The organism is Collimonas fungivorans (assembly GCF_001584145.1).
Taxonomy (GTDB): domain Bacteria; phylum Pseudomonadota; class Gammaproteobacteria; order Burkholderiales; family Burkholderiaceae_D; genus Collimonas; species Collimonas fungivorans.
Genome location: NZ_CP013232.1, coordinates 5,529,558 through 5,549,956 on the forward strand (window position 1 = coordinate 5,529,558; position 20,399 = coordinate 5,549,956).

The 20,399-nt window shown below is 57.0% G+C and carries 20 protein-coding genes; 1 reads left to right on the plus strand and 19 read right to left on the minus strand.

The window, feature by feature from the left end:
- Positions 1–10: 10 nt before the first annotated feature.
- The 19 genes from atpA to CFter6_RS24460 form a co-directional block, all read right to left on the minus strand.
- On the minus strand, positions 11–1,552 hold the full coding sequence (gene atpA, locus CFter6_RS24375) for a F0F1 ATP synthase subunit alpha (RefSeq protein WP_061542090.1): 1,542 nt from the start codon (positions 1,550–1,552) through the stop codon (positions 11–13).
- Positions 1,553–1,615: 63 nt separating this feature from the next.
- On the minus strand, positions 1,616–2,155 hold the full coding sequence (locus tag CFter6_RS24380) for a F0F1 ATP synthase subunit delta (RefSeq protein ID WP_061542091.1): 540 nt from the start codon (positions 2,153–2,155) through the stop codon (positions 1,616–1,618).
- 2 nt (positions 2,156–2,157) lie between these two features.
- The gene (locus tag CFter6_RS24385; RefSeq protein ID WP_014008367.1) at positions 2,158–2,628 is read right to left on the minus strand and encodes a F0F1 ATP synthase subunit B; all 471 of its coding nucleotides are present in this window, start codon (positions 2,626–2,628) and stop codon (positions 2,158–2,160) included.
- A gap of 66 nt (positions 2,629–2,694) precedes the next feature.
- On the minus strand, positions 2,695–2,940 hold the full coding sequence (atpE, locus tag CFter6_RS24390) for a F0F1 ATP synthase subunit C (RefSeq protein WP_011872763.1): 246 nt from the start codon (positions 2,938–2,940) through the stop codon (positions 2,695–2,697).
- 103 nt (positions 2,941–3,043) lie between these two features.
- Positions 3,044–3,868 (minus strand): F0F1 ATP synthase subunit A, encoded by an 825-nt coding sequence (gene atpB / locus CFter6_RS24395; protein ID WP_061542092.1) that lies wholly within the window; start codon positions 3,866–3,868, stop codon positions 3,044–3,046.
- The gene (locus tag CFter6_RS25315) at positions 3,865–4,209 is read right to left on the minus strand and encodes an ATP synthase subunit I (protein ID WP_014008369.1); all 345 of its coding nucleotides are present in this window, start codon (positions 4,207–4,209) and stop codon (positions 3,865–3,867) included. Before CFter6_RS25315 ends, atpB begins: the two co-directional genes overlap by 4 nt.
- Positions 4,210–4,516: 307 nt before the next feature.
- Positions 4,517–5,413, minus strand: a complete 897-nt coding sequence (locus tag CFter6_RS24400) for a ParB/RepB/Spo0J family partition protein (protein WP_061542093.1) — start codon at positions 5,411–5,413, stop codon at positions 4,517–4,519.
- Positions 5,414–5,528: 115 nt separating this feature from the next.
- A complete protein-coding gene (locus tag CFter6_RS24405) occupies positions 5,529–6,299 on the minus strand; it encodes a ParA family protein (RefSeq protein WP_014008372.1) in 771 nt (256 codons plus the stop codon).
- Between the two features lie 21 nt (positions 6,300–6,320).
- Positions 6,321–6,956 carry a leucine efflux protein LeuE gene (gene leuE, locus CFter6_RS24410; protein ID WP_061542094.1) on the minus strand — a complete coding sequence of 212 codons (636 nt, stop codon included), beginning with the start codon at positions 6,954–6,956 and terminating at the stop codon, positions 6,321–6,323.
- 149 nt (positions 6,957–7,105) lie between these two features.
- Positions 7,106–7,780, minus strand: a complete 675-nt coding sequence (gene rsmG, locus CFter6_RS24415; protein WP_061542095.1) for a 16S rRNA (guanine(527)-N(7))-methyltransferase RsmG — start codon at positions 7,778–7,780, stop codon at positions 7,106–7,108.
- Between the two features lie 69 nt (positions 7,781–7,849).
- A complete protein-coding gene (gene mnmG, locus CFter6_RS24420; RefSeq protein ID WP_061542096.1) occupies positions 7,850–9,775 on the minus strand; it encodes a tRNA uridine-5-carboxymethylaminomethyl(34) synthesis enzyme MnmG in 1,926 nt (641 codons plus the stop codon).
- A 204-nt stretch (positions 9,776–9,979) separates the two neighbouring features.
- Positions 9,980–10,753 (minus strand): sulfite exporter TauE/SafE family protein, encoded by a 774-nt coding sequence (locus CFter6_RS24425; protein WP_061542565.1) that lies wholly within the window; start codon positions 10,751–10,753, stop codon positions 9,980–9,982.
- A 223-nt stretch (positions 10,754–10,976) separates the two neighbouring features.
- The gene (locus CFter6_RS24430) at positions 10,977–11,951 is read right to left on the minus strand and encodes a branched-chain amino acid ABC transporter permease (protein WP_061542566.1); all 975 of its coding nucleotides are present in this window, start codon (positions 11,949–11,951) and stop codon (positions 10,977–10,979) included.
- 17 nt (positions 11,952–11,968) lie between these two features.
- Positions 11,969–12,853, minus strand: coding sequence for a branched-chain amino acid ABC transporter permease (locus CFter6_RS24435; protein WP_061542097.1), 885 nt, complete (start codon positions 12,851–12,853; stop codon positions 11,969–11,971).
- 156 nt (positions 12,854–13,009) lie between these two features.
- On the minus strand, positions 13,010–14,218 hold the full coding sequence (locus CFter6_RS24440) for an ABC transporter substrate-binding protein (RefSeq protein ID WP_061542567.1): 1,209 nt from the start codon (positions 14,216–14,218) through the stop codon (positions 13,010–13,012).
- Between the two features lie 89 nt (positions 14,219–14,307).
- Positions 14,308–15,006: an ABC transporter ATP-binding protein gene (locus tag CFter6_RS24445; protein ID WP_061542568.1), complete on the minus strand. Its 699-nt coding sequence runs from the start codon at positions 15,004–15,006 to the stop codon at positions 14,308–14,310.
- A 59-nt stretch (positions 15,007–15,065) separates the two neighbouring features.
- A complete protein-coding gene (locus CFter6_RS24450; RefSeq protein WP_061542098.1) occupies positions 15,066–15,836 on the minus strand; it encodes an ABC transporter ATP-binding protein in 771 nt (256 codons plus the stop codon).
- A gap of 164 nt (positions 15,837–16,000) precedes the next feature.
- Positions 16,001–17,650, minus strand: a complete 1,650-nt coding sequence (locus CFter6_RS24455; RefSeq protein WP_061542099.1) for a GMC family oxidoreductase — start codon at positions 17,648–17,650, stop codon at positions 16,001–16,003.
- Positions 17,651–17,815: 165 nt separating this feature from the next.
- On the minus strand, positions 17,816–19,336 hold the full coding sequence (locus CFter6_RS24460) for a CoA-acylating methylmalonate-semialdehyde dehydrogenase (RefSeq protein ID WP_061542100.1): 1,521 nt from the start codon (positions 19,334–19,336) through the stop codon (positions 17,816–17,818).
- 153 nt (positions 19,337–19,489) lie between these two features.
- Here CFter6_RS24460 and CFter6_RS24465 point away from each other — a divergent pair, with 153 nt between their 5' ends.
- Positions 19,490–20,377 carry a LysR family transcriptional regulator gene (locus CFter6_RS24465; RefSeq protein ID WP_061542101.1) on the plus strand — a complete coding sequence of 296 codons (888 nt, stop codon included), beginning with the start codon at positions 19,490–19,492 and terminating at the stop codon, positions 20,375–20,377.
- Positions 20,378–20,399: the final 22 nt, after the last annotated feature.

The following is a 20,399-nucleotide window of genomic DNA, read 5'->3' on the forward strand; positions in this document are numbered from 1 at the left end:
TCCAGTTAAATTAAGCCACGAACGATTTTTTGAAATCAGCAACGGCAGCGGACATTGCAGCTTCGCCATCTTTATCGAGTTGCTTGGTTTCTTCGATCTTTTGCAGCAAAGACGCATGGCTGGTCTTCATGAAGTTGTGCAGGCCGCTTTCGAACGGCAGTACCTGCTTGACTTCGATGCTGTCCAGGAAGCCCTTGTTGACCGCGAACAAAGTCACAGCCATCAGCGAGATCGACAACGGCGAGTATTGCGCTTGCTTCAACAGCTCGGTGACGCGGGCGCCGCGGTCCAGCTGCTTGCGGGTCGCTTCGTCGAGGTCGGAAGCAAACTGCGCAAACGCAGCCAGTTCACGATACTGCGCCAAGTCGGTACGGATACCGCCGGACAGGTTCTTGATGACTTTGGTCTGAGCCGCGCCACCAACGCGCGACACCGAAATACCGGCGTTGATCGCAGGACGGATACCGGCGTTGAACAAGGAGGTTTCCAGGAAGATCTGGCCGTCGGTAATCGAAATCACGTTGGTCGGAACGAAGGCGGAAACGTCGCCAGCCTGGGTTTCGATGATCGGCAAAGCAGTCAGCGAACCAGTCTTGCCCTTGACTGCGCCCTTGGTGAAATCTTCGACGTACTTTTCGTTCACGCGTGCTGCGCGTTCCAGCAAACGGCTGTGCAGGTAGAACACGTCGCCAGGATAAGCTTCACGGCCTGGTGGACGGCGCAGCAGCAGCGATACCTGACGGTATGCAACAGCTTGCTTGGACAGATCGTCATATACGATCAGCGCGTCTTCACCGCGGTCACGGAAGTATTCGCCCATGGCGCAGCCGGAGTAAGCCGACAGGTATTGCATCGCAGCTGACTCGGAAGCCGAGGCGGCAACCACGATGGTGTATTCCATGGCGCCGTGTGCTTCCAGCGAACGTACGATGTTCTTGATCGACGATGCTTTTTGACCGATGGCGACATAGATACATGTCACGTCCTGGCCCTTTTGATTGATGATCGCATCGATCGCAACAGCGGTCTTGCCGGTCTGGCGGTCGCCGATGATCAGTTCGCGCTGGCCGCGGCCGATCGGCACCATCGAGTCGATCGACTTGATGCCGGTCTGCATTGGCTGCGAAACGGATTGACGGGCAATAACGCCTGGCGCGATTTTTTCAATCGGCGCTGTCAGCTTGGTGTTGACCGGACCCTTGCCGTCGATAGGCTGGCCCAGTGCATTCACCACACGGCCGCGCAGTTCCGGACCGATAGGCACTTCCAGGATACGGCCGGTACATTTGACTGTATCGCCTTCGGAAATGTGTTCGAAGTCGCCCAGGATAACGGCGCCGACAGAATCGCGCTCGAGGTTCAGCGCGAGGCCGAACGTGTTGCCTGGGAATTCCAGCATCTCACCTTGCATCACGTCAGACAGACCATGGATACGGCAGATACCGTCGGACACGGAAATAACCGTGCCTTGATTGCGAATTTCAGCGGTATCGCCAAGGCCTTGAATCCGGCTCTTGATCAGTTCGCTGATTTCAGACGCGTTGAGTTGCATATTAACTCCTAAAATTTTTCTCGTTGCTCAGTAGTTACGCAAAAACGCAAATACGCAGGGGCCTCAAGCCGCCAAAGCAGCGTGCAGTTCTTGCAGCTTGGCGCGTACCGAGGTGTCGAACACTTCGTCGCCGACTACTACGCGTACGCCGCCGATCAGCGAGTTATCCACAGTTACCGATGGGTTCAGCTTGCGGCCGAACTTCTTTTCCAGCGTCGCGATCAGATCCTTCACTTGCGCTTCGGTCATTTCAAAAGCACTGGTGATTTCGGCATCGGCAGCGCCTTCTTGTGCATTCTTCAGCACTTGAAATTGCTCGGCGATTTCCGGCAAAGCGACCAGGCGGCCATTGTCAACCAGCGTCGCGACGAAGTTCTTGGCTTCGGCGTTGGCTGCCTGCGGCGATTTCAACAGCGCCAGGAACGTATCCGCGATCTGCTGTTGCGAGACGGCCGGATTGTGAGCCAGCGCCTTGACATCGGAATGGATCGCTACCTGGCCCATTTCGGCAACCAGGTTCGCCCACGCAGCCAGGTCTTGCGACTTGGCTACACGGAACAGTGCTTCTGCATAAGGACGAGCAATCGTTGCAAGTTCAGCCATGATTACAGCTCTGTTTTCAGTTGGTTCAGCAAATCGGCATGCGCCGCGCTGTTGACTTCGCGCTTGAGGATCTGTTCGGCGCCTTTGACCGCAAGGGTCGCAACTTCACCGCGCAGAGCTTCGCGTGCTTTGGTCATTTGCTGTTCCGCTTCGGCTTTAGCGTTAGCGATGATCCGGGCAGCTTCTTCGGAAGCCGTTTTTTTGGCTTCGTCGACGATCAGCTGGCCGCGCTTTTCAGCTTCGCCAATACGCTTTTGACCTTCGTCGCGCGCGGTCGCCAGTTCTGCCGTAGCACGCTTTTCAGCGGCTGCCAGGTCTGCCTTGCCGCGATCAGCGGCTGCCAGGCCGTCCGCAATCTTCTTGGCGCGCTCATCGAGCGCCTTGGTCAGTGGCGGCCACACGAATTTCATCGTGAACAGCGCCAGGACAAAGAAGACCACGAACTGAGCAAACAATGTTGCGTTTAAGTTCACGGTAATTTCCTTCTCAGAATAACGTGTGCTGAAGTGACTCAGCAGATTCGGCTACGCCTGATTAAATTACTTAGCGATGAACGGATTTGCGAATGCGAACAACATGGCGATACCAACACCGATCAGGAACGCAGCGTCGATCAGACCAGCCAGCAGGAACATCTTGGTTTGCAGAGTGTTCATCAGTTCTGGTTGACGTGCCGATGCTTCGAGGTACTTACCGCCCATGATTGCGATACCGATACAAGCACCGATAGCGCCCAAACCGATGATCAAACCACAAGCCAAAGCAACAAAAGACAGATCAGTCATGACAATTCCTTCAAAGTTAAAGTGAATACAAAAATTAATACAAAAATTAATACAAAAAACAAAACCAAAACAAGAACAACTACTGATTCAAATCCGGCGCCGGTTAGTGCGCCTCATGCGCCTGGCCGATGTACACCAGCGTCAGCATCATGAAAATGAACGCTTGCAGCAACACGATCAGGATGTGGAAGATCGCCCAGATCGAGCCGGCCACGATATGTCCGACAATACCGAATGCGCTAGCGGTGGAACCGAGCAGCGCGATCAGCAGGAACAACAGTTCGCCGGCATACATGTTGCCGAACAGCCGCATCGCCAGCGACACAGTCTTTGCAGCAAATTCGATCAGGTTCAGCAGCAGGTTGGCAGGAGCCAGCCAGATACCGAAAGGAGCTGCTACCAGTTCATGCAGGAAACCGCCGAAACCCTTGATCTTGAAGCTGTAGTACAGCATCAGCACCAGCACGCCGAGGGCGATGCCCATGGTGCCGTTCAAGTCAGCGGTAGGCACTACGCGATGATGGGAAATGAGGCCGTCAAGACCAACCATTTTGAAGAAAGTGGAGAACAGATCAACCGGCAGGAAGTCGAGCGAGTTCATCAGGGCGACCCAGATGAACACCGTCAGCGCCAGCGGCGCGATGAAGCTGCGGTCGCCGTGGACGATGCCCTTGGCCTGGTCGTCAACCATCTCGACCACCATTTCGACGAACGCCTGGAAGCGGCCCGGTACGCCAGCGGTCGCTTTGCGCGCGGCGAGATACATCAGCAGGCAGCCGACCACGCCGGCGAACACCGACCAGAAGATCGTGTCGATATTGATAATCGAAAAATCGACTATCTTGGTTTGATGGCCAGTGGAAAAATGTCCAAGGTGATGGACAATATACTCTGAGGGGGTTAGTGCGTCGCTTGAAGCTACAGTCATGATCGATGTCTAAAAAGTAAGATTATGTAACTTTTGAGTACCACGATGAAGCTGACGATGAATGCCGGCCAATTCAAATCGTGGTACAACCATACGACCGCGCCTACCAGCGCAATCGTTGTAGCAATTTTGACAAACTCACCGATGAAAAAAGACATCGGGTTGGCGCCGCCTGGCTTGCGCGCGCTGATGTAAAGACGGAGAGCAAACAGTCCGTTGGGAACCGCGCAGCACACACCACCTAAAAGCGCAGAACAGAATCCGGATACGCCGGCTAGTAAACCTGCCACACTTGCCAGCACTGCCGTAGTAACAAATTGCATAAGCACGATGCGCAGCATACTGACCCAATATTGTGCGAAGCCGCTGCTCTTCGCTGTTCTTGTAGCGCAGTTGACGAAAGCGGCTGATATATCGCAGTTAATGCACGCAGTTAAACACGTAACTAAGGCAAGTCCACGGCTGATTTAGAAGCCCGAGGATTATAAAGGCTGGGCGCGGCTTTCGTCAAACTTTTGCTGCCGAATCATAAGCTTATGCAACAGATCCACTTGCCTGCGGAAGCCCGTTTTGCGGGCCGTCCAACGATGTCAACAATCATCCTGATTGTGATTTCTGCACCAATAATGTGAAGTGTCCCGGTTTTTTCTACTCCGCACCTTTGAGGCGGGTAATCAGGCCATCCAGCGTATCCAGGTCGGAAAAATCGATGATCAGCTGGCCGCGGTTTTTGGCGGTGGTCTTGATCGCTACCTGGGTCGCCAGCAAATCCGACAATTCTTCTTCCAGCCGGGCAATGTCGCGCGACTTTTCCTTGTTCTTGGCCGGCCGGCCGGCGCCGCTGGCTTCGGTAGTGGCGCGCACCACCAGTTTTTCGGTGTCGCGCACCGACATCCGCTTGGCCACCACCTGGCTGGCCAGCGTGATCTGGGTCGCGGCGTCCACCGCCAGCAGCGCCCGCGCGTGGCCCATGTCGATATCACCCGCCATCAGCATGGTCTGCACCGGCTTGGCCAGGTTCAGCAGGCGCAGCAGGTTCGACACCGCGCTGCGCGAGCGCCCTACCGATACCGCCGCCTGCTCGTGGGTAAAGCTGAAATCGGTGATCAGGCGATGGATGCCCTGCGCTTCTTCCAGCGGATTCAGGTCCTCGCGCTGCATGTTTTCGATCAGGGCCATCGCTGCCGTGGTCTGGTCGTCGACATCCTTGACCAGCACCGGCACTTCGATCAGGCCGGCCAGCTGTGCCGCCCGGAAGCGCCGCTCGCCGGCGATGATTTCATAATGCTGGGCGCCGTTGTGCAAGGCGATCGGCCGCACCAGGATAGGCTGCAGCAAGCCCTGCTCCTTGATCGACGCCGCCAGCTCCGCCAGCGCGCCCTCGTCCATGCGGGTGCGCGGCTGGTATTTGCCGGCCTGCATGACGCTGACCGCCAGCACCGACGGTGCGCCGGCAATGGTCGGCACCGCCTCGGTGATATCGGTCGATCCGCCTAACAGCGCTTCCAGGCCGCGGCCCAGTCCTTTTGATTTCTTCGTGACCATCTTTTTCCTACCGTAGATTACTGATAACGTTATGACAATCTGTGGATAACCCTGTGGGTAAACCTATGAACAAGCCTGTGAATAGATCTGTATAAGGCTGTGCACAAGCTGTGCATTACATGGTCTTGATGCGTTCCACCATCTCGGCCCCAAAGGCGATGTAAGCCTGCGCGCCTTTGGATGCAGCGTCAAAGGTGACGCCCGGCATACCGTAGGAAGGTGCTTCCGCCAGCCGCACATTGCGCGGGATCACGGTCTTGAACACCTTGTCGCCGAAATGTTTTTCCAGCTCCACCGAAACCTGCTGCGACAAAGTCATGCGCGGATCGAACATCACCCGCAGCAGGCCGATGATCTTCAGGTCAGGGTTGAGGTTGGCGTGCACCTTCTTGATGGTGTTGACCAGGTCCGACAGACCTTCCAGCGCATAATATTCGCACTGCATCGGGATGATCACCCCGTGCGCCGCGCACAAGCCGTTCAGGGTCAGCATCGACAGCGCCGGCGGACAGTCGATCAGGATGAAATCGTATTCGTCGGCCACCGCGATGAAAGCGTCTTTCAGGCGTTTTTCACGATTCTCCAACTCCACCATTTCCACTTCGGCGCCCGCCAGTTCGCGGTTCGCCGGCAACACATCGAAACCGCCGGTCTCGGAAGTCTTGCGCACCGACTTGATATCCGACATGCCCAGCAGCACTTCATAAATCGTGGCAGACAGCGTGCCCTTGTTGATCCCCGCGCCCATGGTGGCATTGCCTTGCGGGTCAAGATCGGCCAGCAATACGCGCTGGTTCAGTTGCGCCAGGCCGGCGGCCAGGTTGACGGCGGTAGTGGTTTTACCGACCCCGCCCTTTTGATTGGCGACACAGAATATTTTTGCCATGTATTGGTGTAAAGGTCGTGATTAGTTAGTCGTTAATTTGATGCCAAAGCCGATCAGGAAAATGCCCGCGGCCCTGGAAGCGAATGCGGCGATACGGCGGTTGTGCCCCAGCCGCTTGGCGGCGGTATTCCCGAGCAGTACCAGCAGACTACCGTAAAACAGCGCGCAACTGGAGATGATTGCGGCCATGGTAAGGAAGGTCAGGCTGCCGCGCTGCGTGGCCGGATCGATGAACAGCGGGAAGAACGCCATGTAGAACACGATGGCCTTGGGATTGACCAGGGTCACCAGGAAACCGCGGGTGAAATTGCTGACGCCGGCGAAACCCACGGCAGCGCTTGCGCCCTCGCTCTTCCTGGCAAACAGCAGTTTGCAGCCAAGGTAAGCCAGGTAGGCCGCGCCCAGATACTGCACGGCCTTGAACACCATCGGATTCGCGGTCAGCAAAGCGGCCACGCCGATCGCCGCCAGGAACATCAGCACCGCGTCGCCCAGCATGATGCCGAACAGCGAGGCATAACCGCCGCGCACACCTTCCCTGCCGGCGCTGGTCAGGATGCAAAACGTACCCGCGCCGGGCAGCGCCAGGAACACCATGGTTGCAACGATCAGTTGCCAGACGTCGGTAATGCCGAGGGTGTGGAAAAAAGCAGTCATTTTTATATTTTGCGGGACAGAGCTGCCCGGGTAGGGTTTAAGAGCCACCGCAGCGTGGCGAATTACCCTACCCGGGCGGCTCTGTCCTCAACCAATCAATTAAAACGGTTAAGTTACAAAAAAAGCATGCACAACTTACTGCGTGATATTTAACTACTGCGTTTGATAAAAACCAGGTGACGTTCCGCATCCAGCCCCGGCACCGCCAGCGGCCTTGTTTCCGTGACTTGCCAACCGGCCGGCAGGCGCGCGATTTCCTCGTCCGGACGCACGCCCTTGAGGGCGATGAACTGGCCATCATCGGTCAGCAAATGTTCCGACCAGTTGATAAAATCGGCCAACTCCGCAAATGCCCGCGAAGTGATCACATCGAATTTCTGCGCTACCTGCAATTGCTCTACCCGGGCGGTGTGAACGCTTACGTTACCCAGGCCCAGCTCGGCTTTGACCTGGGTCAGGAATGCTGTTTTCTTGTGCACCGTGTCGATCATCGACACCCGCATCTGCGGCTCGGCCTTGCCGGCCCAGATCGCCAGGACCATCCCTGGCAGGCCGCCGCCGGCGCCGACATCCAGCACATTCCCTGCCGCCGCAAACGCCGGCACTACCGCCAGCGAGTCCAGCAAATGGTGAGTCATCATCTGCGCCGGTTCGCGGATCGAGGTCAGGTTATACACCTTGTTCCACTTTGCCAGCAGGTCCAGGTAGGCCAGCAGTTGCTGCTGCTGTTCCAGGTCCAGGGTGATTCCCAGTGCCGACGCACCTTGCTGCAGGCTCGCTTCCAGCGCTTGTTTTGCCGCCGGCGCGGTCTGCGTTGAACTCATGTTGCCACTCCTCGATTATCCGGGCAATTACCTTGATGGTAGTTGATCAGGTAGTTGATAACTAAGCAATCAGGCAGCCTGATCGTCTGCATTCAGGCGCTTCATCCCGCCCTTTTTCAAGTGCACCAGCAGCAGCGACAAGGCAGCCGGCGTGACGCCGGAAATGCGCGAAGCCTGGCCGAAGGTCTCCGGCTTGTGCAGGTTCAGCTTCTGGCGCACCTCGATCGACAGCGCCTGTACGTCCATATAATCGAGGTCGGGCGGCAGCTTCAGGTTTTCATTGTGCTCGTGGCGCTCTACTTCTTTCGCCTGGCGGTCGATATAACCGGCGTACTTGACCTGGATTTCGACCTGTTCCCTGACCGAATCGTCCTGCACGCCCGGACCGCCCAGGTCCTGGCCATCCAGGCCTTTTAGCGTCATCAGTTGATCGTAAGAAACGTTTGGACGGCGCAACAGGTCGACCAGCGAATATTCGCGTTCGATAGTCTTGCCCAGCAGGCGCTCTGCTTCGGCTTCGGCCACGATGCGCGGATTGACCCAGGTCGAACGCAAGCGCTCCATCTCAAGCGCCACCGCCTCGCGCTTTTTCTCGAACTGCGCCCATTGGGCATCGCCGACGCAACCCAGCTGGCGGCCGATCTCGGTCAGGCGCAAGTCGGCATTGTCTTCACGCAGGCTGAGGCGATACTCGGCGCGGCTGGTGAACATGCGGTATGGCTCCTGCACGCCTTGGGTAATCAGGTCGTCGACCAGCACGCCAAGGTAGGCTTCGTCGCGGCGCGGAGTCCAGGCATCGCGTTCCTGTGTTTGCAGCGCCGCGTTTAGTCCCGCCAGCATGCCTTGCGCCGCCGCCTCTTCATAACCGGTGGTGCCGTTGATCTGGCCGGCGAAGTACAAGCCCTGGATCGACTTGGTTTCCAGCGAAGCTTTCAAGGCGCGCGGATCGAAGTAATCGTATTCGATCGCGTAGCCTGGGCGCAGGATGTGGGCATTTTCCAAGCCGCGCATGGAATGCACCAGGGCCAGCTGCACATCAAACGGCAGGCTTGTCGAAATGCCATTAGGATAAAACTCGTTGGTGGTCAGCCCTTCCGGTTCCAGGAATATCTGGTGCGAATCCTTGCCGGCAAAACGGTGGATCTTGTCTTCTATCGACGGGCAGTAACGTGGCCCTACTCCTTCGATCACGCCTGTGTACATCGGGCTGCGGTCAAGGCCGGCACGGATGATGTCATGCGTTTGCTGGTTGGTATGGGTTATCCAGCATGGCAGTTGCGCCGGATGCATGGAGGTATTGCCCATGACCGAGAACACCGGCACCGGATCGAGATCGCCTGGCTGTTCCTGCATCACGGAAAAATCGATAGTGCGGCCGTCGATGCGCGGCGGCGTGCCGGTTTTCAGGCGGCCCTGCGGCAGCTTCAGTTCTTTCAGGCGCGCCGACAGGGAAATCGCCGGCGGATCGCCGGCACGGCCGGCCGAATAGTTGTTGAGCCCAACGTGGATTTTCCCGTCGAGGAAAGTCCCGGCGGTCAGCACCACCGCCCTGCTGCGGAACTGGATGCCAACTTGCGTAACGGCGCCGACCACACGATCGCCCTCTACCAGCAGGTCATCCACCGCTTGCTGGAACAGCCAGAGATTTTCCTGGTTTTCCAGGCGCGAACGGATGGCTTGCTTGTACAGGATACGATCGGCTTGTGCGCGGGTTGCGCGCACGGCCGGACCTTTGGAAGAATTCAGGATACGGAACTGGATGCCCGCTTCATCAGTGGCAATCGCCATCGCGCCGCCCATTGCATCGACTTCTTTTACCAGGTGGCCCTTGCCTATCCCGCCGATTGAAGGGTTGCACGACATCTGGCCCAAAGTCTCGATATTGTGTGTCAACAATAGAGTCTTTTGACCCATGCGGGCGGACGCCAGCGCGGCTTCGGTGCCGGCGTGACCGCCGCCGACGACGATTACATCAAAATGTGTAGGAAAAAGCATAGTGCGCCTCTTGGAGACGATGAAAAACGGTGGGCTGAGGCGTGATTATAAAGCATGCAGCCATCGCTTACACTCCCACGGTCATGACATCGCCTATGTTTCACGTGAAACATAGGCTGAGCCAAGTTTATCGAGCCCTAAAATAATAACGGCGATTGTTTCACGTGAAACAATCGCCGCTGCTGAGTGAAGCTACTACGGAAGTTACTTAAGAAAAGCGTCGTAGCCCGTTTTCAAGATCAGTACCGACACTACCAGCAAAAACAGCTTACGCACAAAACCGCTGCCATGTTTGAGTGCAAGCCGTGTACCTACCAAAGAACCGCCGACGTTACAGATAGCCATTATCAATCCAAGCTGCCAGATGATATGGCCGCTATATCCAAACCATAGCAAGGCGGCCAGGTTGGTCGCAACATTGATTACCTTGGATACAGCCGACGCCGCCAGGAAATCAAAACCGAAAAACCGCACAAACAGGAAAATCAGGAAGCTGCCTGTACCAGGGCCAAAAACACCATCATAAAACCCGATGCCGCCGCCAATCAGCACTGCGAACAGTTTCTCTTTCGAGCCGGTATGCAAGGGTGCATGGATACTGCCGAAATCTTTCTTCTTTATCGTATAGATGGCAACCGCCAGCAAGATGAAAGGCAGCGATTTGCGGATTGCCTCGGTCGGTATGTGGGTCACGGTGTATGCACCCAGGAAGGCGAACAGGAATGCGGCCCCGGCAGCGGGAAGCGCAGCACTCCAGGCCAGCTTGACCCGTTTCGCAAAATTGACGGCGGCGGCGCCGGTACCGAATATGCCAGCCAGTTTGTTGGTGCCGAAGACAGTCGCCGGTGCACTGTTCGGCAGCATGGAAAACAAGGCTGGAATCTGGATCAGGCCCCCTCCTCCAACCACGGCATCAATCAGGCCGGCAATAAAACTGGCAAGGGCAAGGATAAGGAAATCGGGGAATAATTCAGGCATGATGAATGAAGCAATATTGAAGACACGCAATTCTACGTGCCTGAGCCCAGGCCGGCATGCCGGGCGGCTATGTTATTTACTCATAGCTATCCAAGTAATTCGATTAGCTGAATAGGAACAAGCAGCTGCCTATTATTTAAGCAGGCAGGGTATGCCTGGCCGAAAAACAAAAAACCCGTGCCAGCCAGGCTGCGCACGGGTTTTGGCATCAGGCCGGATCACTTCATCTGGCGCCGGAAGAACGCTTGAGCAGCGCTGAAATTTCGCCGACGATCCCGCGCCGGAACGCCAGCACGCAGACGATGAAGATGAAACCGGTAACGATGGTGACCGATTCGCCCAGCCCGTTAAACCAGTCGATATGAGTCACCGAGGCCAGCCAGTTGCCAATATCGCCAAGCTTGTTTTCCAGAATAATGATGATCAGCGCGCCGACAATCGGCCCGATGATGGTGCCCAAGCCACCTACCAACGTCATCAGCACCACCAGGCCAGACATGGTCCAGTGGACGTCGGTCAGCGTTTCAAAACCCAGCACCAGGGTCTTGGTAGAACCCGCCAGGCCCGACAGCGCAGCCGACAAAACAAAAGCCAGCAGCTTGTAGCGATTGACGTCGTAACCCAATGAAATGGCGCGCGGCTCATTTTCCTTGATCGCTTTCAGCACCTGGCCGAATGGAGAATTGACGGTGCGCATGATCAACGCGAAGCCGGCCACGGCAATCGCCAGCACCACGTAGTACAAGGTCAGGTCGTTGCCAAGGTCGATAAACCCCAGCAAATGCCCGCGCGGCACGCCTTGCAAACCGTCCTCGCCGCCTGTGAACGGCATCTGCAGGCAAACGAAATACAGCATCTGCGCCAGGGCCAGCGTGATCATGGTGAAATAAATTCCCTGCCGCCGGATCGCCAGGCTGCCCATCACCAGGCCGATCAGCGCACCTGTGGCGGTGCCGGCGAGCAACCCCACTTCGGTCGGCAAGCCCAGTGTCTGCAGCGCATATCCGGCAATGTAGCCGGCGCCGCCAAAGAAAGCAGCATGTCCAAACGACAACAAACCGGTAAAACCGATCAGCAGGTTGAACGCGCAGGCAAACAGCGCGAAGCAGATGATCTTCATCAGGAACACGGGATAGATGCCGAACGGCGCCGCCAACGCGGCGGCCAGCAGCAAGCCGTAGCCGATTTTCTTATTCATGTTCATAACCGCTCCGCTCATTTCTCTTTGCCAAACAGGCCTGCCGGCCGGATCATCAGCACAATCGCCATCACGATGAACACCACCGTGGCCGACGCTTCCGGATAAAACACGCGGGTCAGTCCCTCGATCACGCCCAGCCCCAGGCCGGTGATGATGGAGCCCATGATGGAGCCCATGCCGCCGATCACCACAACCGCGAATACGACGATAATCAGGTTCGAACCCATCAGTGGCGAGACCTGGATCACCGGCGCCGCCAGCACCCCGGCAAAGGCCGCCAAAGCGACGCCGAAGCCGTAGGTCAAGGTCACCATCAGCGGCACGTTGATGCCGAACGCTTCCACCAGCTTCGGATTCTCGGTGCCGGCGCGCAGATAAGCGCCCAGCTTGGTCTTTTCAATCACGAACCAGGTCGCAAAACACACCGTCAGCGACGCCAGCACCACCCAGGCGCGGTAGTTAGGCAACACCATGAAGCCGAGGTCGGTGGCGCCGCTCAGCAGCTCCGGCACCGAAAACGGCTGGCCGGAAACGCCGTAGAAGGAGCGGAAGATGCCCTCCACCATCAAGGTGATGCCGAAGGTCAGCAGCAGGCCGTACAGGTGGTCCAGCTTGTACAGCCAGCGCAGCATGGTCTTTTCGATGATGATGCCGAACAGCCCCACCAGCAGCGGCGCCAGGGCCAGCATCACCCAGTAGTTCAGGTTGAAATAAGTCAGCCCGATCCAGGCCAGGAAAGCGCCCATCATGTACAGCGCACCGTGGGCAAAGTTGATCACGTTGAGCAGGCCGAAGATCACTGCCAGGCCGAGCGACAGCATGGCGTAGAACGAACCGTTGACGAGCCCCAGCAGCAGCTGGCTCATCAAGGCTTGAAAGGGAATGCCGAATATTTCCATGGCAATGTCATCAAAAGATCACTCGTGCGAGTGAATAACTATCGAACAGCGCGCCACGCAGCGCAGGGAAACCGGTCCCCTTGCACTGCGCGGCGCGCCAGGCATATCGTCAGCGTCGAGCGGCGCCCGGAATCGTAGCGCGGCGCGGCAGCCTCGTTACTTCCACAAAGCGCACTTGGTCTCAGCCTTGCTGGCGAAAGCCTGTTCGCCCGGGATAGTCTGGATCTTGTTCAGGTAATCCCAAGGGTATTTCGAATCGGCCGGCGCCTTGACCTGGTACAGCGTCATGTCATGCACTACCCGGCCATCCGCGCGCAGGTAAGCGTTCTTGGCGTACATGTCGTTGAACTTGACCTTGCGCAGCTGTTCCATCACCTTGTCGCCATCGTCGGTGCCGATCGCTTTGACAGCGGTCAGGTACTGCATCGCTGCGGAATAATCGCCTGCCTGCAGGCTGGACGGTTCTTTTTTCATTTTCTCGAAATAACGCTTTGCCCATTTGCGCGACTCGTCGTTCTGGTCCCAGTACCAGCTGTCGGTCAGGTACATGCCCTGGGTCTGCTTCAGGGTCAGCGAATGGATGTCGTTGATGAACACCAGCAAGCCGGCCAGCTTGGCGTTCTTGGTGACGCCGAATTCATTGGCGGCCTTGACCGAGTTGATCAGGTCGCCGCCGGCATTCGCCAGGCCGATGATCTGCGCCTTGGACGATTGCGCCTGCAGCATGAAGGACGAAAAATCGGAAGCGTTGAGTGGATGCTTGACCGCGCCCAGCACCGTGCCGCCGGAGGATTTCACCACTGCCGTCGTATCTTTTTCCAGCGACGCGCCGAAGGCATAATCGGCAGTCAGGAAATACCAGCTCTTGCCGCCCTGCTTGACTACCGCCGAACCGGTGCCATGCGCCAGAGCGTAGGTATCGTAAGCATAGTGGACTGTGTAAGGCGTACATTCCTCATTGGTCAGGCGAGTGCTGCCGGCGCCGATTTCGAAGAACGGTTTTTTCTTTTCCGCTGCAATCTTCGCCATCGCCAGCGCGGTGCCGGAGTTGGTGCCGCCGATCAGGACGTCCAGGCCTTGCTGGTCAAACCATTCGCGCGCCTTGCTCGATGCGATGTCAGCCTTGTTCTGATGATCGGCAACCACCAGCTCGATTTTCTTGCCGTTGATGGCGCCGCCCATGTCGGCAATCGCCATCTTGATCGCTTCCGCGCCGCCAGGACCGTCGATGTCGGAGTAGACGCTGGACATGTCGGTGATGAAACCGATCTTGATGGTGTCCCCGGAAATCTGCGCCGAAGCCGGCGTTGCAAGACCGAGGGCAAGAGTGCTGCCGACCGCGACTGCTAAAGTCTTTAATTTGATATTCATTGTCTTCTCCATTTTTTTACATGACCCGTGTATCAAGAAACTACAGTCGCAACTGCAACAGCAATCAGCGAGACTCCCCAGACTTACACACCCAACAAAGCATTCAACACCGGCATCTTCTGTTCCAGCTGCGACGACGCAAACGACTCGACGATCTGGCCATGTTCCATCACATAAAAACGGTCCGCCAGCGGCGCCGCAAAACGGAAATTCTGCTCCACCATCACGATCGTGTAACCCTTGGCTTTGAGTGTGGTGATCATGCGCGCCAGCGTCTGCACGATCACCGGCGCCAGGCCTTCGGATATCTCGTCCAGCAGCAGCAGGCGTGCGCCGGTGCGCAAGATGCGCGCTACCGCCAGCATCTGTTGCTCGCCCCCCGACAAACGTGTGCCCTGGCTGTTCCGGCGTTCTTTCAGGTTAGGAAACATGTCGTAGATTTCTTCGACGGACATGCCTTTTTCAGTGGTCGACAGCGACGGCGGCAGCAGCAGGTTTTCTTCGGTCGACAAGGAAGAAAAAATGCCGCGCTCTTCCGGACAATAACCGACGCCGTGATGCGCAATCTTGTAGGTCGGCAGTGCAATCGTCTCGACCCCGCCGATCTTGATCGAGCCTTTGCGCGCGCCGGTCAGGCCCATGATCGCGCGCATGGTGGTAGTGCGGCCGGCGCCGTTGCGGCCCAGCAGCGTCACCACCTCGCCCTTGTTCACGCTCAGGTTGACGTTGTGCAGGATATGCGATTCGCCATACCAGGCTTGCAGGTTTTCGATGCTGAGCATAACAGGGCCTTGCGTGCCCTGGGCCGCGGCGCTGATGTTTGGAGATTGGACAGCGGACATCAGTGCGCTCCTGCCAGTGCTTCGGTGCTGGTGCCCATGTAGGCTTCCATCACCAGCGGGTTCTTCGATACTTCTTCATAGCGGCCTTCCGCCAGCATGGCGCCGCGCTGCAGTACGCTGATCTTGTCGCAGATGCCCGCCACCACGTTCATGTTGTGTTCCACCATCAGGATAGTGCGGCCGGCGGACACCTTCTTGATCAGCGCCGTGACGCGATCGACGTCTTCGTGGCCCATGCCCTGGGTCGGTTCATCCAGCAGCATCAGCTCCGGCTCCATGCCCAGGGTAGTGGCGATTTCCAGCGCGCGCTTGCGGCCGTAAGGCAAATCGACAGTCAGGGTATCGGCAAATTCGGTGAGGTCGACTTCCGCCAGCAATTCCATGGCGCGCTCATTCAGCTGCGCCAGCGACTTGCCGCTTTTCCAGAAATGGTAAGAGGTCCCCAGTGTACGCTGCAAGCCGATGCGCACGTTTTCCATCACGCTCAAGTGCGGAAACACGGCGGAAATCTGGAACGAACGGATGATGCCCTGGCGCGCGATCTGGGCCGGCGCATCGGGGGTGATGTCGCGGCCGTTGAACAGGATCTGGCCGGAAGTCGGCACCAGGAATTTGGTCAGCAGATTGAAGCAAGTCGTCTTCCCTGCCCCGTTGGGACCGATCAGTGCGTGGATATGGCCACGCTCGACCTGCAGGTTAACGCCATTGACGGCCGTAAACCCCCTGAACTCCTTGGTCAGGTTTTTTGTCTCCAAGATGATGTCAGTCATCCGGTCTCCTATTGATGTTGCTTTATCGGAACATCCCGGGTCGATAGATGATATTGCAATCACCTTATCAGCCTTATATTTTTTTACGGATACTAACCGTTGCCGCTCTGCGGCGGCAATACGTAGAAATACTATACAAAAACTTTGGATAAATTAGCCATGTCTTACAAAATATCCTGAACCGCGCCCTCCTTGATGAATTTTGCCGCCATTTCCGCAATCATCAGGGTCGGCGAATTGGTATTTCCGGATGTAATGGTCGGCATTACCGAGGCGTCAACCACGCGCAGGCCGGCCACGCCCTTCACCCTGAGCTGGCTGTCCACCACCGCCATAGGATCGTCGCCACGGCCCATCTTGCAGCTTCCTACCGGATGAAAAATCGTGGTGCCGACCTCGCCGGCGGCCTTGATCAATTGTTCCTCAGTCTGGTATTGCGGGCCTGGCTTGAATTCTTCCGGCGCATATTTCCGCAATGCCGGCGCCGCGGCGATCTTGCGCGTCAACAGCAGCGAAGCCGCCGCAACCCTGCGGTCTTCTTCTGTATCCAGATAGTTCAGGGTAATTTTGGGCGCGCCCTCGGCCAGGCCCGAAGCTATCCGCACGTGGCCGCGCGAACTTGGCCGCAGGTTGCAGACGCTGGCGGTAAAAGCCGGGAACGCATGCAACGGATCGCCGAATTTCTCCAGCGACAGCGGCTGCACGTGATATTCCAGGTTGGCCGTAGCCTGCCCCGGATCGGACTTGGCGAACGCCCCCAGCTGCGACGGCGCCATCGACATCGGCCCGCTTTGCATCAGCAGGTATTCCAGGCCGATGCGGGCCTTGCCCAGCCAGCTGCTGCTCATGGCGTTGAGGGTTTTGACGCCGCTTACCTTGAACGCCATCCTGATCTGCAAATGATCTTGCAAGTTCTCGCCGACGCCCGGCAAATCCTGCATCACAGGAATCTGGTGCTGCTGCAACAGCGCCGCCGGACCGATGCCGGACAACTGCAAGATATGCGGCGAACCGACGGCGCCGGCGCTCAACAAGGTTTCACGGCTGGCCTCGGCGCTCCATTCCTTGCCGCCGCCGGAAAATTCGACGCCCTTGCAAACCAGCCCCTGCCGCTGGTCCTCCTCACTGCGTTCCAACACCAGCCGCTTGACCTGGCAACCGGTCATGATAGTCAGGTTGCCTCGGCCGCTGGCCGAACGCAAAAACGCCTTGGCCGCATTCCAGCGAATGCCGCGTTTCTGGTTGACGTCAAAATAGCTGCATCCTTCATTGTCGCCGCGGTTAAAGTCATCGACTTTGGGTATGCCGACTTCCGCCGCCGCATCGCGGAAAGCATCCAGGATCTTCCAGGACAAGCGCTGTTTTTCAACCCGCCATTCGCCGCCTGCGCCGTGAAATTCGTCGGCGCCGTTGTAATGGTCCTCGCTCTTCTTAAACAGCGGCAGCACCTGCTCCCAGCGCCATGCCGGATCGCCGGTCAGCTGCGCCCACTGGTCGTAATCGCGGGCCTGGCCGCGCATGTAAATCATGCCGTTGATCGATGAGCTTCCGCCCAGCACTTTCCCGCGCGGATAAATCAGGCTGCGCCCATTCAGGCCGACATCCGGCTCGGTGCGGTACATCCAGTCGGTACGCGGATTGTTGATGCAGTACAGGTAGCCGACAGGGATGTGGATCCAGATGTAATCATCTTTGGCGCCCGCTTCAATCAGCAATACCTTGACCGAACTGTCCTGCGTCAGACGGTTCGCCAGCACGCAGCCGGCGGTACCCGCACCGATGATGATGTAGTCGTATTTCCCTGCTGATTCCATGCGTCTCTTTCTATTTTCTTGTCTTGTCTTGTGCAAATCTGCTTTATCAACTGTTTTTCAGAATCTCGTCCTGCGCTTTTCCGGAAAAATGAAACATCACAGAACGAGATCTCTATAGAACATGAATATCATTTATACCGTTTTAAAATAAATTATTTATATAATTTATTTTGCCACCGGCATGGTGAATTCGGCGCCTTTTGAAATCGTTTGCGGCCAACGCTGCATGATCGATTTGTAACGCGTATAAAACCGCACACCCTCTTCTCCATACGCATGCGTGTCGCCGAACAGCGAGCGCTTCCAGCCGCCGAAAGAATGCCAGGCCATCGGCACCGGAATCGGCACATTGATGCCCACCATGCCGACTTCGATCCGCCGCGAAAACTCGCGCGCCGTATTGCCGTCCGAAGTGAACAGCGCTACGCCGTTGCCGAATTCGTGGGCATTGATCAGGTTGACGGCGGCGGCAAAATCAGGCACCCGGACGATGCAAAGGACTGGTCCGAAAATTTCTTCCTGGTAGATTTTCATCTCCGGCGTTACCTGGTCAAACAACGACCCACCAAGGAAAAATCCCTGTTCCAGCCCGGCGACTTTCAGGCCGCGGCCGTCGACCAGCAACTTGGCGCCGGCAGCAACGCCGCCTTCAATATAAGCCTCGATTTTTTCCTTGTGCACGGCGCTGACCACCGGTCCCATTTCCGCATCGGCTTCCATGCCGTTCTTGATCTTCAGCGCCTTCACGCGCGGAATCAGGGCTTCTATCAATTTATCCGCGACATTGCCGACCGCGACTGCCACCGATATCGCCATGCAGCGTTCGCCGGCCGACCCATAAGCAGCACCCATCAGGGCATCCACCGCCTGGTCCAGGTCGGCGTCCGGCATCACCACCAGGTGGTTCTTGGCGCCGCCCAGCGCCTGCACCCTGAGCGGATAAACGCCCTTGCGCCTGGCGCCTTCCTGGTAGATATATTCCGCGATCGGCGTCGATCCTACAAACGACACCGCTTTCACATCGGGATGCTGCAGCAAGGTATCCACCGCCAGCTTGTCGCCCTGCACGACATTGAATACCCCATCCGGCAAACCGGCCTGGTGGAACAGATCTGCCATCATCAACGACGGCGACGGATCGCGCTCGGATGGCTTGAGGATAAACGTATTGCCGGTCGCGATCGCCATCGGCGCCATCCACAACGGCACCATCACCGGAAAATTGAACGGCGTGATGCCGGCCGTGACGCCCAGCGGCTGGCGCAGGTTCCAGTTATCGATGCCGCCGCCGATATTGTCGGTAAATTGCGTCTTCAGCAGATGCGGAACGCCGCAAGCGAATTCGACGATCTCCAGGCCGCGCGTCACTTCGCCTTTGGCGTCGGAAAATACCTTGCCGTGCTCGCGCGTGATCGCCGCCGCCAGCGCATCGTGATGCTGCTCCATCAATTCCTTGAACCTGAACATCACCCGCGCCCGCTTCAGCGGCGCCGTGTCAGCCCATGCCGGCGCTGCAGCCGATGCAGCCGCGACCGCACTGTTGACTTCTTCAACGCTGCCCAGCACGACCCTGGCCGAAACCGCACCGGTAGCCGGATTGAACACATCCTGCAAGCGGCCGCTGGCGGATTCGGTCACTTTGCCGTTGATGTAATGTTGAATAAGCGGAGTCGGGCTGGTAGTCATAAGGATTCCTTTTGGTAAAACCGGGTTCGGTTAGCGTTTTGCCAGAATATCGCTAGATTTCCCAACAATCCAATGAGTTATGATCAAGATCAATATAAGCAATGCTAATAAACAAACCCAATAGATAAACCACTCTGATTAAAAATTGAGCATATGGACATTACCCAACTTCGCGCCTTCGTCACCGTCGCCAGGGAAGGCAACCTGACACGCGCTGCAGAACTGCTGCACGTCACGCAACCGGCTGTCAGCCTGCAAATCAAGTCGCTGCAGGCAAGCCTGAACCTGCAATTGTTTGCACGCATCCCGAGCGGCATGGCGTTGACCGACGATGGCGTCAAGTTACTGTCATTTGCCGAACGTGCAATCGCCGCCATGGCCGAATTGCGCCAGCAGGCCGAAAGCCTGCACTCGAACAGCTCGGAAATCCTGAGTGGAAAACTTGCGATCGGCACCATCCTAGATCCTGAATTCATCCGGCTGGGTGCTTTCCTGCAGCGCCTGGTGGAAAGTTATCCCCAGCTTTCTACACAGTTGCAACACAGCATGTCAGGCGATGTGCTGCAGCAAATCAAATCCGGCCATCTCGATGTCGGTTACTACCTCGGTACGCCAAACAAGAATTTCCACCGGCTCACACTGACACAATTTACTTACTGTGTGCTTGCACCATCCGGCTGGAAAAGCAGGGTTTCAGGAAAAGACTGGCCGGCTTTGGCGAAACTGCCCTGGATCTGGACTCCTCCCGAGTCCGCTCATCATCGTTTGCTCAGCAAAACTTTTGCTCAATACAAAGTCACACCTAACAAAGTTGCCCTGGTCGACCAGGAACCTTCGATGCTCGACCTGGTGAAATCCGGAGTCGGCTTGTCCCTGGTGCGCGAGTCAGTGGCGTTGCGTGAAGCACATGCTCACGGTCTGGTGATTTCCGATACGGTCAATTTATCCACCGAACTTTCGTTTATCACCTTGGAGAAGCGTAAAGACGAACCGGTAATTTCCGCAATCTTTGCCATATTGCAATCAATTTGGAAAAATTAATGCTTTAAAAGTCCTTTTTAGG

What these genes read in the sequence shown, in the direction of transcription:
- mnmG (WP_061542096.1), bottom strand. Translation starts at nt 9,775, where the DNA reads ATGCTTTTTCCTACACATTTTGATGTAATCGTCGTCGGCGGCGGTCAC.
- atpE (WP_011872763.1), bottom strand. Translation starts at nt 2,940, where the DNA reads ATGACTGATCTGTCTTTTGTTGCTTTGGCTTGTGGTTTGATCATCGGT.
- CFter6_RS24430 (WP_061542566.1), bottom strand. Translation starts at nt 11,951, where the DNA reads ATGAATAAGAAAATCGGCTACGGCTTGCTGCTGGCCGCCGCGTTGGCG.
- CFter6_RS24435 (WP_061542097.1), bottom strand. Translation starts at nt 12,853, where the DNA reads ATGGAAATATTCGGCATTCCCTTTCAAGCCTTGATGAGCCAGCTGCTG.
- CFter6_RS24465 (WP_061542101.1), top strand. Translation starts at nt 19,490, where the DNA reads ATGGACATTACCCAACTTCGCGCCTTCGTCACCGTCGCCAGGGAAGGC.
- atpA (WP_061542090.1), bottom strand. Translation starts at nt 1,552, where the DNA reads ATGCAACTCAACGCGTCTGAAATCAGCGAACTGATCAAGAGCCGGATT.
- CFter6_RS24455 (WP_061542099.1), bottom strand. Translation starts at nt 17,650, where the DNA reads ATGGAATCAGCAGGGAAATACGACTACATCATCATCGGTGCGGGTACC.
- atpB (WP_061542092.1), bottom strand. Translation starts at nt 3,868, where the DNA reads ATGACTGTAGCTTCAAGCGACGCACTAACCCCCTCAGAGTATATTGTC.
- CFter6_RS24380 (WP_061542091.1), bottom strand. Translation starts at nt 2,155, where the DNA reads ATGGCTGAACTTGCAACGATTGCTCGTCCTTATGCAGAAGCACTGTTC.
- leuE (WP_061542094.1), bottom strand. Translation starts at nt 6,956, where the DNA reads ATGACTGCTTTTTTCCACACCCTCGGCATTACCGACGTCTGGCAACTG.
- CFter6_RS24445 (WP_061542568.1), bottom strand. Translation starts at nt 15,006, where the DNA reads ATGCTCAGCATCGAAAACCTGCAAGCCTGGTATGGCGAATCGCATATC.
- CFter6_RS25315 (WP_014008369.1), bottom strand. Translation starts at nt 4,209, where the DNA reads ATGCTGCGCATCGTGCTTATGCAATTTGTTACTACGGCAGTGCTGGCA.
- CFter6_RS24450 (WP_061542098.1), bottom strand. Translation starts at nt 15,836, where the DNA reads ATGACTGACATCATCTTGGAGACAAAAAACCTGACCAAGGAGTTCAGG.
- CFter6_RS24405 (WP_014008372.1), bottom strand. Translation starts at nt 6,299, where the DNA reads ATGGCAAAAATATTCTGTGTCGCCAATCAAAAGGGCGGGGTCGGTAAA.
- CFter6_RS24460 (WP_061542100.1), bottom strand. Translation starts at nt 19,336, where the DNA reads ATGACTACCAGCCCGACTCCGCTTATTCAACATTACATCAACGGCAAA.
- rsmG (WP_061542095.1), bottom strand. Translation starts at nt 7,780, where the DNA reads ATGAGTTCAACGCAGACCGCGCCGGCGGCAAAACAAGCGCTGGAAGCG.
- CFter6_RS24400 (WP_061542093.1), bottom strand. Translation starts at nt 5,413, where the DNA reads ATGGTCACGAAGAAATCAAAAGGACTGGGCCGCGGCCTGGAAGCGCTG.
- CFter6_RS24425 (WP_061542565.1), bottom strand. Translation starts at nt 10,753, where the DNA reads ATGCCTGAATTATTCCCCGATTTCCTTATCCTTGCCCTTGCCAGTTTT.